At 54.0% G+C, this 13,007-nt stretch carries 8 protein-coding genes; 3 read left to right on the top strand and 5 right to left on the bottom strand.

All coding sequences use genetic code 11. The features are described from left to right. Window positions 1–161 precede the first annotated feature (161 nt). Window positions 162–4,196: a TIGR03773 family transporter-associated surface protein gene (locus tag P7079_RS02870; protein WP_278013332.1), complete on the top strand. Its 4,035-nt coding sequence runs from the start codon at window positions 162–164 to the stop codon at window positions 4,194–4,196. A 98-nt stretch (window positions 4,197–4,294) separates the two neighbouring features. Here P7079_RS02870 and P7079_RS02865 read toward each other — a convergent pair whose 3' ends face one another. Together P7079_RS02865 and P7079_RS02860 are read right to left on the bottom strand one after the other, a co-directional pair. Then, window positions 4,295–4,600, bottom strand: a complete 306-nt coding sequence (locus P7079_RS02865; protein ID WP_278013331.1) for a YdcF family protein — start codon at window positions 4,598–4,600, stop codon at window positions 4,295–4,297. Further along, a complete protein-coding gene (locus P7079_RS02860) occupies window positions 4,575–5,417 on the bottom strand; it encodes a YdcF family protein (RefSeq protein ID WP_278013330.1) in 843 nt (280 codons plus the stop codon). The genes P7079_RS02865 and P7079_RS02860 overlap by 26 nt, the downstream gene beginning before the upstream one ends. A 114-nt stretch (window positions 5,418–5,531) precedes the next feature. On the opposite strand from P7079_RS02860, the gene P7079_RS02855 reads away from it, so the two are divergent. After that, window positions 5,532–6,785: a peptidoglycan bridge formation glycyltransferase FemA/FemB family protein gene (locus P7079_RS02855; RefSeq protein ID WP_278013329.1), complete on the top strand. Its 1,254-nt coding sequence runs from the start codon at window positions 5,532–5,534 to the stop codon at window positions 6,783–6,785. Between the two features lie 91 nt (window positions 6,786–6,876). Here P7079_RS02855 and P7079_RS02850 read toward each other — a convergent pair whose 3' ends face one another. The 3 genes from P7079_RS02850 to P7079_RS02840 all read right to left on the bottom strand — a co-directional run bounded on the left by P7079_RS02850 (window position 6,877) and on the right by P7079_RS02840 (window position 11,464). Continuing rightward, complete coding sequence (locus P7079_RS02850) at window positions 6,877–8,187, bottom strand: carboxylate--amine ligase (protein WP_278013328.1); 1,311 nt, start codon at window positions 8,185–8,187, stop codon at window positions 6,877–6,879. Then, window positions 8,177–9,877 carry a murein biosynthesis integral membrane protein MurJ gene (gene murJ / locus P7079_RS02845; RefSeq protein WP_278013327.1) on the bottom strand — a complete coding sequence of 567 codons (1,701 nt, stop codon included), beginning with the start codon at window positions 9,875–9,877 and terminating at the stop codon, window positions 8,177–8,179. The genes P7079_RS02850 and murJ overlap by 11 nt, the downstream gene beginning before the upstream one ends. A gap of 87 nt (window positions 9,878–9,964) precedes the next feature. After that, window positions 9,965–11,464 (bottom strand): YkvI family membrane protein, encoded by a 1,500-nt coding sequence (locus P7079_RS02840; protein ID WP_278013326.1) that lies wholly within the window; start codon window positions 11,462–11,464, stop codon window positions 9,965–9,967. Between the two features lie 203 nt (window positions 11,465–11,667). On the opposite strand from P7079_RS02840, the gene P7079_RS02835 reads away from it, so the two are divergent. Next, a complete protein-coding gene (locus P7079_RS02835) occupies window positions 11,668–12,978 on the top strand; it encodes an MFS transporter (protein ID WP_278013325.1) in 1,311 nt (436 codons plus the stop codon). Window positions 12,979–13,007 lie beyond the last annotated feature (29 nt).

Raw genomic sequence — 13,007 nt, 5'->3', positions numbered from 1 at the left:
CTCCACGATACCAGCGTTTGCGCGAATGGCCACTACCCCATTTCAGAAGTAAAAAGGTCACACCCCACCCATATGAGAATGGTAATCATTTTTGCTATCATCTCACTAGGAATTTCTATCGATTCCTCGTGCTCATAGCATCAGATTAGAAAGAAATACAAATGAAAATTAAAGCGCTCAAAGCCGCAAGTCTTGCGGCGGTAGCTAGCTTTGCGCTCATGTCACTCACTCCTGTGACAGCAAGCGCCTCGGGGGAAAACGTCTTTTCCCGCGACCATACCGACGGTTTTTCAATCACAACCGTCTCCGGTGTCCCCACGATCCAGGTGAAGAACGGCCTACGAGATCAGATATACAATGGGAACGCCACCTTTGTGATCGATAAAACCGCCTATATCGATGATCCTGGATCTAGCCTGGACGAAGAGGATAAACCGAACTTCGCGGCTTTCGCTGAGACCGGGCACAAGGCCTACTACACAACCAGCCAAAGTGAATATTTTTCACCAGGGTGGAGCGGAAAGCCTGAATCTAACGGGTTCACAGCAAACGGAGTCCTCTTCAGCGACGTGAAGGGCCCGGGCCAATTTTCGATTTATGGGAACCATCCCACCGATGACACAAAGATCATGCCCGTGCTGGCGGGTAACCAGTACTTCGTGAAAGACGGTTCCTACCTTCCCGTCTTCGGTCACACCCACGGTTCGTGGTACTTCCAGCACGCGGGAAAGTACACGTTCACTGCAACTCCGCTGGGAGTCAAAGATGGCAAGGTCATCAAGGGCACTCCCGTCACCCAAACCTACGAGGTGACGAAGTCCGAGGCGGATAAGTCCCAGCCATCTGAGGTCAAGAGCCTTGGTACTGATCCCACCAAAAAAGACCGCCCCAATGGCGTTCGAGCTGAAGATCTCGGCGGTAAGACGGCGGTAACGGATCCTGACAAGACGACTAACGACGACGAGGATAAGAATTCCGAGGACAAAGCCCCAGGTGAGTCCGACAAGGATGAGGATAACTCCTCGGCTAACGATAAAGATGAGGACGAGGATCCCGATGACGCTCATGTCACCGACCAAGAATCGCCTGAATCAAATACAACTGAACAAGAGTCGTTGGAGCCACTGACTAACTCCGTTGACCTTTCCGGTGGACATCTTGATTCTTTCTACGTCTACGCCTCCGACTCTCAGCATATCGACCTTTTAACAAAGGAGGATATTACTGGGCAAAGCGTCATCCGGACGCCAGAGTCAGCTCGTTTCATTATGACCGCTGACACCTATGAAACCGGACTTGAATACAACCTTCCCGGGGGAGAGACTGCTGGTTATATTTCCCCGTCCGTGAAAGCACGAAATGGGCTATATCCAGGCTTTGCATCGAATCAATACGACAAGAAGGGTTTAAAGAATGCGAAAGTTGTCTTTGAATCTCTCACTGGACCAGGAAAGCTTGCTTTCGTTGATAACTCTGGCTTCGATTCAGTAGCTCTCAAAGCTATCCCCGCCCCATTCCTCGACAATAAGAAGTACTACGTCGAAGCTGGCTCTACATACTCCGTACCGGCTTCGTACCATAAGCATCTTCATTGGGTCTTTACCAAGCCAGGCAAATATGTCATGAAGGTAAAGGTCGTCGCTGATGGCAAGAATGGCAAAGTCGAATCAGCTGTCAAGACTTACAACTGGATTGTTAAGCCTAATTCTGCCGATCCAAACAAGGACGCCGCAGGTGACCTCTCCGCGCCGGACGATACAGTGAAGCCACAGCCAGAAAATCCCAAGAAAAGCATTCCGTGGACAGAGCTTGTCCCAGGTAAGACAACCGCAGACGAAGGCAACCAGAAGTCAACGCCTTCCGCAAAGAAGCTTGAGCTTTCAAGTGGCCACATCGACCTCTTCAACGTTGTTGCAGAAGGCAAGAAGCTCGTACTTAACGCCAAGGATGACACAACCGGCGAAAAGCCAGTGCTGCGCGCACCAGAGAGCTTCTTCTTACGTGTGAGCGACAAGTCGAAGCAGGATATTCCGGCCGGACTGGCCAAGAAAACAGCGCCACACGGATACCTTTTGTCCAGTGGGGGCGAAGATCAAACTTATGCCCCATTTGCAGGCTGGGATACTTCCCTTGTCCGGCCACACTTTGGTCCAATCTCGATTAATTTCACAAAGGTGACCACACCGAAGGATGGCAAGGTATTCATGTTCCATCCATCCCCAAGCGGCAGGATTATCTCGCCACTTGTCGATGGCAATATGGAGCTGAATTCAGGCGATTCGATCTTACAGAAGACCCCGATGCACGTTCACACCTCTTGGCTGTTCACTGCTCCTGGTGTCTACACTATGACTGTTCAAGCAGCTGACGCAAAGAGTGCGCTCGCAGCGGGTTCTTTGATGGGTCTGCCCAAGGCTGATTCCGTTCGTGTTGTCTCCAACGAAGCAACCTACACATGGCTCATCGGCGATAAGACTCCTCAACCGAAGGCAACCGATGATTCCTCGTCGAAGAACGACACCGCAAAGCAGTCTGAACACAAGAAGCCAGCTGCACCACGCGCAACCAAGGTGACGGTGTTCGATCACGGCCACTTTGACATCTTCAACGTTGCAGCCAAGGACGGCAAGATCGTCCTGACGGCAAAGGAAGATACCACTGGAAAGCCGCAACTCCACAAGCCTGAGAGCATTGCACTGCGTATCAAGGATGACCGTCAAATCAACACTCCTGATACCTTCCCATCCGTATTGCCGAAACAGGGATTCTTCCTGCCGGCGAATGGCGCAGACACCACCAAAATGGTGTGGCCAGGTTGGGACACGGGGGCTGTTCGCCCCGACTTTGAGGCAACGAAGATTGTCTTCGATAAAGTGGAAGGACCGGGTGGAGCATTCCTGTTCCTCAGTGGCACATTCGGCGATGTAAAGCCAGCCCTGAAGTCTGGTAATTTCAAGCTTTCCAACGGCGATTACATCGATCAAGCAACCCCAGCTCACGTTCATGCGAACTGGATGTTTGAAACCCCTGGTGTCTACCGGTTCACGGTCCATGCCGAGTCCACCCCGAAGGCAGGTGGAGTAGCGGTCAAGTCGAATACTGGTGTCTACACATTCATCGTGGGAGATTCAACCAAGCTCCCGAATGAAACGAAAGCACCAGCGAAGAAGAGCGCATCCGCTGCGGAAAAGACAGGAAAGGCTCACGGTCATTCTGCTGGCAATAACCAGCATTCCGCCAACAACCACGGTCAGTCAGGGAACTCTGGCACCGGTAAGGCGGGTGTCTCTCACTCAGGCGCATCCCTCGCTACGACGATGAGCGGCGCTTCCACTCGCGAAGCCTGCATCTTCGTCCCCGACAAGTCGGCACGCACTGCTGCAGCTGCTCAGCCGGCAGCAGGAAAAGCTGGCATGAATATCGTGCCGATGATCAAGGATGACCGTTCCGTCCCAGCTAAGTGGGTCTCCCCTACCTCGCTGACCTTCGGAATTGGTAACGCAGGAAAGACAAGCACTCCGCAGTCCATTGGCAGCATCCCGAAGAACACCACAGTATGGATGATTTCGTCTGCACAGGTTAACGGTATTCCTTGGGTGGGAATGAACACTCAGCATCCTACTGCACTGGAGAACATCAAGGGATCGACCTCAATTTCACTGACGTCCTTCTCAGGACCGGGGATGATGGAGGTTTACACTTCTGGATCCCAGCTCGGCCAAATTGTGGGCGATATGTGGTTCTCTGGTAACGGTAATCGTGGAGGCGGCACAGCCACGATCCCGGCGAATACCCACGTTCACCCGAACTGGATGTTCTCCAAGCCCGGCATCTACAAGGTCGGCCTGACAATGTCAGCAACGACCAAGGACGGCAAGCGCGTCACCGGTTCGACCACTTTGACCTTCAACGTCGGTGGAACAGGAAATGCGAACTCGGGTCACTTCGACTTCGGTCCGCAGATTCTTTCCGGTGCGCAGACAACGGCTGCAAACGCTGCCCCGTCGGCTCCACAGGGCAAGTGGCAGACGGCGTCGGGTGCTCCATGCACGCCGACGAGTGCCGAGCTCAAGGCCGCCGGTTTCCCGTCGAGCCTCTCTCACACCGGTGCTAGCGGAGTTGCTGAAACACTAGCGCTCATGCTGATGGCACTCGCCGTCGGCGGCACACTGGTGGTATCAAGGAAGCGAGCATAACGATTCGATATAGCAGTGGTGGGAGCACGTCTCGGCTTTGCCGGGTGTGCTCCCACCACTGCTATATAAAAGGACATTCTCGCTGATATCCCTGAACCTCACATCATCCCGGCCAGACCGATCACAAAAGTCATAAGTGTGAGCATCACGGCGTGAAGTTTCCAGTGGAACATCATATTCGCAGCGAACTCGCGCAAAAACGACGTTGGAATGTAGTAGAGGGCAGTGGGAGAACCATACACATGCCACGGCAGCCCTAAACGACGTGCCAAAGCTCCCGCACGCAACGCATGGAAATTCGAGGTTGCCACAGCCACCTGCAGGGGCATCTTACCGGCCTGGGAATACTGTGGGTCCCCATCAGGAGCCGTCACGGTGTCAGCCGTCGGTGATTCTATCGGCACCAACTTTCGTGAGCAACGCACGCGTCAAAAGGAGATTTTCAGCGGTTGTTGTGGATCGCTCTTCTTTCAGCACAGTGAATTCATTGCCACTGACTTCGCGGACATAACGACTCATCGCCTCTGCTTCCGATACTTTCTCATCGCTTCCTTGCCCGCCGGAACACACGATTACTCGCGCACCTGCCTCGCGAGCAATTCCTATTCCGCGGTCAAGTCTGCCCGACAGTAACGCGGTTACTCTATCTCCGATGAGCCCTGCCCCAAGAACGACGACGACGTCGTAACGTTCTTCACGCGGCCACAAGCTGTGAATCCATGCCTGAAGGGTATAGGCCACAAGGTTGAAACCAATATAGCCGACGACGAGGATGTACCAGAAAGCTACAGTGATCAGACGCACATCCGCCCACCCACTGTTCGAGTCAAGAAGATGGAGAAAAACGCTCGAATGAAAATACACAATGAGAACCGTAGCGAGAAACGTTCCAGCTCCTGCAACAAGCGGAAGAGCACGTGTAAGGTTCACACCGTGCCTCTTCATCACGTAGTAGCCGTTGGCAATGAGCAGCAGCGATAATCCCATCGCCAGCACAAATCCGCCAAGAAATAGCCCGTAGAACATTATCAGCCCAAGCGCTGGTGAAACCAATGACACCACAGCCGCTAGACCAATCCATGTCAGTAAGCCACCTGAAAGTAGCCAAAGCCCGGTGGCAGGACGCCGACGATCACGGATAAGCCGGGCGATCCCCCACCCGAGCACGATTATGCCAATTCCGAGAACTACTAAGAACCCTGAAAAACCCTCGTCCATCATCTTCTCCGCCCCTTTGTGTACGTCTGCGAACATGCTACCGGGTCGTCACCAGCGAGGTGTCAATGAGGAACCGACTGGCTCCGTTAACCCCATTACCGGTGAAAATAAGGAAGAATGGGAAACATGAATTTTGTGACGCTGACTCGATCCGAATACGAAACGTTTATCGCGAACCGCCGCCACTTCATCCCCCAGCTCCCTGCCTACGCTGATGCGAAGACAGCTGTCGGCGCGCAAGCCGAGTTCGTCGGAATCAAAGATCCCTCCGGAACCGTCACCGGTGCCGGTGTACTGACGTACCAGCCGTGGAAGAAGCTCTTTCGCAAGGCCCATCTCACCTACGGCCCGACGTTAGATTGGACCGACGACGCCGGTGTGACGGCCTTTTTTGAAGGCCTGCGTTCACATCTCAAAGCAAAGCGAAATGTGCTCACAGTTGATGTCAATCCGATCGTGGCGAAGAACGCTTACGAAGATACCCAGATCGTTGAGGCAGATCTTGCTCAGGGCGCTCACGCGGACGCTCTGCTTCGCCGTTGCGGATTTACGCATGTCAATGCCGAGTTCTATGAGCGCTCTGACGTGCAGATTCGCTACATCTACACCAAAAACATTGCCGGGATGGATTTCGATGAAGCAATCGGATCAATTTCGAAAACGCTACGCCGTCGCTTCCGCAATACTGAACGCTACGGCGTCGAAGTAAAGTTTGAAGGCCCGCAGGCGTGGGACACCTTCACTGATTTGTTCTCGGCCGCACAGGATCGGCACGAGATGGCCGATCTTTCTGCAAACCAGATTGCGCTCTTCAGCGAGCTCATGAAGGATGTCGGACCAGAAAACGGCTTCTTGTGCATCGCTTACATGCATCCGGCTCGCTACCTTGAAGAGCTCGACGCCGATCGCCGAGCGACCGAAGAGCGTATTGCGACGCTTGAGGCACGTAAACAGACAGCTAAGCGCGACACTGAACTGGCTCAGCAAAAGAAGGCGCTTGAACAGAATGAAGCCCAGCGCTTAGAAGCTCAAGCAACTCTCGATGAATACGGGGAGAAAATAGCGATCAATGGTGCTTTAGCATTCCGTTGTGGCAACGAACTTGTGGGACTCCTTGGTGGCATGGACAAACGATTTGTCCAGTTCGCACGAAACTACCCCGTCGAAGGATCTCTCTTCCGCTGGGCAGTCGAACACGGTCTCGATACGTACAACACGTTCGGAGTTTCGGGGAACTTCGGCCCGGATGCACCTGATGCCTCGGTTGTGAAGTTCAAGCGGCTCTTGAACGGCAATGTCGAAGAGTTCATCGGCACGTACCAGCTCGCGATTTCTCCCCTCGCTGCGAAGCTGACAAAAGCCACGATCTGATTTTCGCCTTCACTGGCTCAATACGTAGGCCCGTCGCCAACACGTAACTCGGGTTGGCGACGGGCCTACGTATTTCTTCAACAGCGCCGATCTAGAACCCTGTGTACGTGGGTTCAGGGTAGAACTGACGCATTCGACGCGCTTCATTGATCCCGTGAAGCGTGCGGTAAATCCAGCGTTTGAGATGACGGTCTTTCGAATATGCAAGCGGATCGACCTTTGCCACTTTGCGCGCGTCCTTCACCTTCTTCCACAGTTCAGCGTCAGGAACGTATTTTCGTGTGGCGATTACTTGCGGAATGATCGAGAAAATTCCCGTAGCGGAGTTGGTCTGGAACTGCATAGGCCGCCCCTCGACGTCGTCGATCAACGCCTTCGCAAGATCCACGCCGCCAACCTTGAGATAGTAATGCCCGCGCCCAATACGCGGATTGAGATCGAGCCAGTATGCGGTGCCGTCACGAGGATCGACCTTGACATCCATCGAGAAGAAGCCCCTGATGCCAGCAGCCTTGACAATTTGAGCGGCTTGAGCAATGAGTTCGTCATTTTTCTCGAGTAAGACAATCCCAGCATTTCCAATGTACGCCGGCTGATGCAGTCCAAGCAGCACATGTCCACTTCCAATCGCACTGATCTCACCAGCAGAATTGACGTAGCCGTTGACCAACCACTGCGCGGTATCGTGGCCAGGAATAAGCTCTTGAACAATCAATTTTGTGTTCACGCCATTGCGTACGAGTTCGTCGAACCAACAAAGAGCCTCGGCAACCGTCGGCAGAACTTTCACCTTACGTAGGCCCTGATTCCACCAGCGATCCAGGGAAAATCGTGCGTCTTGAGGCTTCGCGATCACCGGAAACTGGAGCGTGTGCAGATGTTGCGCCCACCGTTCACGCAGACGATCTGCCGACGCCGGGGCAACGTCTGCCTGCGAATGTTGCATGTTAGTCGCAACGTCGGTGCCTAGCTGCGGGGTAATAGCGATATCGATGCGGGCAGGCACAGCTAGTCCAAGGTTCGTGATGAGCTCAGCCATAGAATCTTTATTCGACGCTCGTTCGATCACTTCTTCGCTCGAATATGGAGCGATCCACCGTTCCAGGCGTCCGCGGTGATGCGACACAAATTCCACTTCGTCATCTGTGTTGACCAGAAGGAGGAGCGTGGAATCAGGGTATTCTTCCTCGATTTTGGCTAACTCAGCGTAGAAAAGATCCTCATTTTGACGCACCTGGCGAGGAACCCGTCGTACGTCGAAAAGCCGCGAATGTTGAATCGGCCCCCGATCGGCGTCGGCAACAACCAACGAACGGTAACCGCCGAACTCGTGGAAGAGCCGGGCAAAGGAATAGGCGGAAATATCGTAGCCGAAAATCACCGGCAACACGTTATCGATCATGATGTTTCCTTCCATGGCGAGGCACTTCCCGTGAGGTGCGTGTGGCACCGAACTTCGCCAAAATGCTAAAAATCATACGCTCGAGGTAGACCACCTCTGGCATACCAAAAAGCTTCGAGAGAATGAAAAATACTGCCGTCATCGCTGTGCCGACAACCACAATCTGGAGCGCAGCAAGCGAAAGTGGAAGACCGGCACCCGCTGTCAGATTCGACAAAATAATGACCCCAAAGAAACTGGAGATCACCGAAATGACGAAGTATCGGATGTAGGTCCAGACGATCGGCCATAGAGCGACCTTGCCGATATGACGGCGCAAATCCCACAACATGAGTGGAACCGAGATCGTATTAGTGATCGCCATCGTCAATCCGATTCCTGCCACGGTGAGCGACGGTGAGAGCATACCCGACAGCAGGTAGCCCACCACGGCCATGATTTTCAGAGGAATTCCGATAATGAATGCGCCCCGAGTGTCTTCGTAGGCGTAATAGATCCGGTTGAGGACTGTTGCAGCACCAACACCGACCAGTCCCAACGACATTGTGATCAGAACATCGGCAACCGCACCTGCTTGACTCATCGGTACCGTGGCCATGAGGAGTCGCGTCAACGGTAGAGCGAGAACGATGAGGCCAATCGTACACCACGACATCAACATGCCGATCACCTGAAGCGCTCGGGTGGAGTCGCGACGAATTGCTTGAAGATTCTTTGCTTGAGCGTTCTTTGCCAGTGAGGTGAAGATCGCCGTCACCACGGATACCACGATCAGAGATTGCGGCAACGAATAGAGCATATAGGCCGCCGAATAGCCAGCATTCCCGGCAATGTAGGAGCGATCAATTCCTGCGGCATCACCTCGAGCTGCCGCCTGAGCTGCGATGTTCGTCAAAATAATTGTCGGGATGATGCCAACAGCCATTTCAGCGAAAACCCACGTTGACACGCGAGCTGATTTTCCAATCCCAGCTCCACGCCAGGAAAAATCAGGGCGCCAGCGCACGCCGAGCCGTCGAAGCGGAATGAGCAAAATAAGAGCCTGGGCAGCGACGCCTGCCGTGGAGACACCGCCGAGAAAAGCAATGCGCCCAGGAGTCCACACGGACGCCGTACCAGTGATTGTCGAGGTCGCAGAGCCGTAGACCACGATCATTGCGGTAATGCCCACGCAGGCAACCACATTGTTCAGCGCCGGAGCCCACATATAGGGACCGAAGTTTTCCTTCGCATTCAGCACCTGACCGATAACGGTGTACATGCCGTAGAAAAAGATCTGAGGCACACACCAGAAGGCGAATGCCACCGCCACATGGTGCCAATCCGGGAGCAAAGACGAGGCAAAGATTTTCACCAGCCAGGGGGAGGCCAAAGTCAATACGAGCGTGATCGCCCCCAAGCCCACAGCCGCAAGTGTCAGAATCTTGTTAATGAAGGCCGCGCCGGTTTCTTCACCCTCGCGCATTGCGCGCACGATGGCGGGGATCAAAACAGCGTTGACGACGCCCCCGATCACCGCCATGTAAATCAAATTCGGGAGCTTATTTGCAATGTCGAAAGCGTCGGCCGCCATGGAATTAACACCAACAACCACTCCCAGCAGGAGCGGTGAGCGCACAAATCCAAGCAGTCGCGACACCAATGTGCCCGCGGCCATCACAATCGATGACCTCGTTGCGTTCGCCGCCATTGTCATTCCTCCCTAGAATCCGAGCGTCCCCACCCTACCTGTATGCGTGGGCATTCCGCGTCAGGCGTGCGGTTGATATTCCCAGACCTAATCGACGCGTCGCTCAGCTGCTGCCGACGTCTTACCAGCGCCAAAGCCAGGGGCCGCAGTCACTGGCTGGGAGCCGGCCACCGACGTCGGACGCGCGTCGATCGCTTCAGGCGCGAGGGATGCTTCGACGCTACTGGCGGAGGGGAGATCCTCGCCAGCAGCTGCACGTGCTTCATTCTCAGCAGCTTCAGCAATAACCTTCTCACGCTCTTCGTCCCAGCGTGCTTCAGTTTCTTCCCAACGTTCTTCGACGTCTTTGGTGTCGTCGTTCTGAAGATCGGCAACGACTTCACGGCTCATACGACGATGCATTCGGCGATCATCAATATTTGAGGCTGCAAGATGCTTACGCAAACGCAGGCGATCAAGGTGAGAGAAGTGAACGCCAGCGGTCCACATCCGATCTAGCAGCGAGCGAATGCGGCGTCGGCGCTTGGACTCAGCGCGAATCTCCTTGTTCGAGCGAACCCAGGCCAGGGTTAAAATACCGGCAAGAGCCAGGCCCACCCAGCCAACAATCGGGAAGACCTTGTTGACGAGAACCTCGAAACCGACGAATGAAACGCCGTAACAAATCACGATAAGCGCCGCCATTGCCACGTTGAAGTAACGGGGATACTTCACAGTTGCACGCTTGGAAAGGGCGTAGAACATGCCGATCGCGGTATTGAAGATCATTGCGAAAATCACTACCGACATCACAGTTCCGACTGCGGGATGGATCGAATCGACAAGTTTGAGCATTGGCATCGGCGCATTCTTGACTGTTTCTGTCTTGACGAACAGTGACACGACAGTCAAAATCACCAAACCGCCGAAAGCAGTTCCGCCGACGGCGCCGCCCCAGCCAGCGACGCGGATGGAGAGAAAGTTTCCGCCCATCACGAGAGCCATAGCCACCGCCGTCGCCAGGTTCATACCGACGTAATTCAGCGACGACAAAAACCAGTTATTAATTGCCGGGGTGATGGTCTGAACTTCAGTACTCATCTGTGCCGCTGAACCATCGACGTGGGTGAAAGCGTAGATGGAAGCGACGATGATTAACACGATGATGAAAGGTGAAATTGCGCCGATAACGGTCGTAACCTTCGAGGTATTAAGGAATCCGACTGCAAAAACAATGACGCCAAGGATAATACTTCCGAGCCAGTTCGGAATACTAAATTGCTGGTGCAGGTTCGCCCCCGCACCAGCGAGCATCACTACACCCATGCAGAAGAGAACAAAAGTAGTGAAGGCATCGAGCAAGCGGGAGATAACCGGATGTGCCACGCGGTCATACACAATGGAATGTTCCTTTGCAAGGAAGTATGAGCCCAGTTGAAGAACGACCACACCGATAACACAGATCATCAGCGTCGCCATCACTGCCCCGACGATTCCCCAGGTCCCGTGGGCGACAAAGTACTGGAGAACTTCCTGTCCGGAGGCGAATCCTGCACCGACGACAAGTCCAATAAACGCAGATGAAACAATCAAAATTTGTTTAAGCATAAAAATTTCTTTCGGTTCTTTATACCTGTGAAACCCTACCGGGATTACGCTCCGTTTGGGAGAATATTTCTTGATTGTGGCCGATTCCGCGGTTTAAACTGACCCGATTTCCCCGCCCTAGCGGACTGAAGCATTATTCACAGTGGCGTGAACCATCACACCCTTATTCTGGGATCATCAGTACAAAAGGTTATGCTGGAGGGATGAATCAGCGCACACGTCGAATCTCCATGTTGATCGCTGCCTCCGGCACGGTAATCGAATGGTTTGATTTCTCCCTCTTCTTTTACCTTGCAACCTCGTTGAGCAGGACCTACTACCCCAACTCTGCAAATTCCACCTTGCTTGTGCTGGCAATCGCCGCAGTTGGTTTCGTATTCCGTCCTCTTGGAGCACTCGTCTTTGGACACATCGGCGATACACGAGGGCGTACCGTTGCCCTTGTTGCCTCGGCAGGTCTGATGGCAATCTCGATGGCAGGAATCGCTTTGACTCCTGGCTACGCCACCATCGGCGCGTGGGGCGGCATTATCGTGTTGCTCTTGCGTGCGTTAGCTGGATTCTCGGTGGGCGCAGAGTACACAGGCATCATGGTGTATCTGACGGAGACGGCACGAACAAACCGACGCGGATTGGCGGCGTCATGGGCTGCGGCAAACTCCGAGGTAGGTGCGTTGTTAGCTGTGGGATCGGCAGCTCTTGTCAGCCGCATCTTCGGTACCGACACGCTCCACGACTGGGCATGGCGTCTGCCGTTCCTTCTCGGCGCGTTGCTCGCTGCAGGCATGATCCCCCTGCGCAAGTACATGGAGGAATCTCCTGCGTTACGCGCCGACGTCGGCACTAATGGCCTGATGCCGACAAGAGCAGACAACTCGTCGGCTGAACCAGCAGCGTCGGCACCGATCGCGTACACGTTACGCAAGCAAAAGCTGGCGGTGGCGGTATCGTTCTTGATTTCTACAGTCGGTTCAGCCTCCTACTTCCTGACGATCACTTATATTCCGACGTACGTTGAAACAATGAATATGGATTCGATGTCCGCGTTACGCCTGGGAATCTTTGCTGCCATCGCAGCAATCGCCGTGACACCGTTGGTGGGACTCGCTGCCGATATTTTCGGACGACGCCGTGCATTCTCCTTCACTCTTATCGCATTAGTAGTTGTGGCTTTCCCTGGTTATTCGATGCTCTCCTCAAGCTCTCCGCTCGTTTTGGCAACCGCCGCTATCTTGCTCGCGGCTCCCGCAGCAGGCTGGTCGGCGATCGCAGCGTCGGCAGTTCCTGAACAATTCCCTACTCACGGACGCTTCTCCGGAATGGCAATTGGCTATAATCTCGCCGCTGTCCTATTCGGTGGTCTTACTCCAGCGGTCGTCAATATGCTGACCACCGCCACAGGTAACCTTCTTGCGCCAGCGTATTATGCGATCGCTGTGTCAGTATTGGCCGGAATACCAGCGCTCATATTGATGCGTGAGAAGAAATCAATGCATAGCCTCGATCAACCATAAGTTACCAACGCCGCGCAGCTTCGTGAGGT

The sequence above is a fragment of the Arcanobacterium canis genome, from assembly GCF_029625435.1.
Classification (GTDB): Bacteria; Actinomycetota; Actinomycetes; order Actinomycetales; family Actinomycetaceae; genus Arcanobacterium; species Arcanobacterium canis.
This window is presented reverse-complemented; position numbering and strand designations above follow the sequence as displayed.

Coding starts and splice junctions, on each gene's coding strand:
- P7079_RS02870 (WP_278013332.1), top strand. CDS start 162: ATGAAAATTAAAGCGCTCAAAGCCGCAAGTCTTGCGGCGGTAGCTAGC.
- P7079_RS02860 (WP_278013330.1), bottom strand. CDS start 5,417: ATGATGGACGAGGGTTTTTCAGGGTTCTTAGTAGTTCTCGGAATTGGC.
- P7079_RS02855 (WP_278013329.1), top strand. CDS start 5,532: ATGGGAAACATGAATTTTGTGACGCTGACTCGATCCGAATACGAAACG.
- P7079_RS02850 (WP_278013328.1), bottom strand. CDS start 8,187: ATGATCGATAACGTGTTGCCGGTGATTTTCGGCTACGATATTTCCGCC.
- murJ (WP_278013327.1), bottom strand. CDS start 9,877: ATGGCGGCGAACGCAACGAGGTCATCGATTGTGATGGCCGCGGGCACA.
- P7079_RS02840 (WP_278013326.1), bottom strand. CDS start 11,464: ATGCTTAAACAAATTTTGATTGTTTCATCTGCGTTTATTGGACTTGTC.
- P7079_RS02835 (WP_278013325.1), top strand. CDS start 11,668: ATGAATCAGCGCACACGTCGAATCTCCATGTTGATCGCTGCCTCCGGC.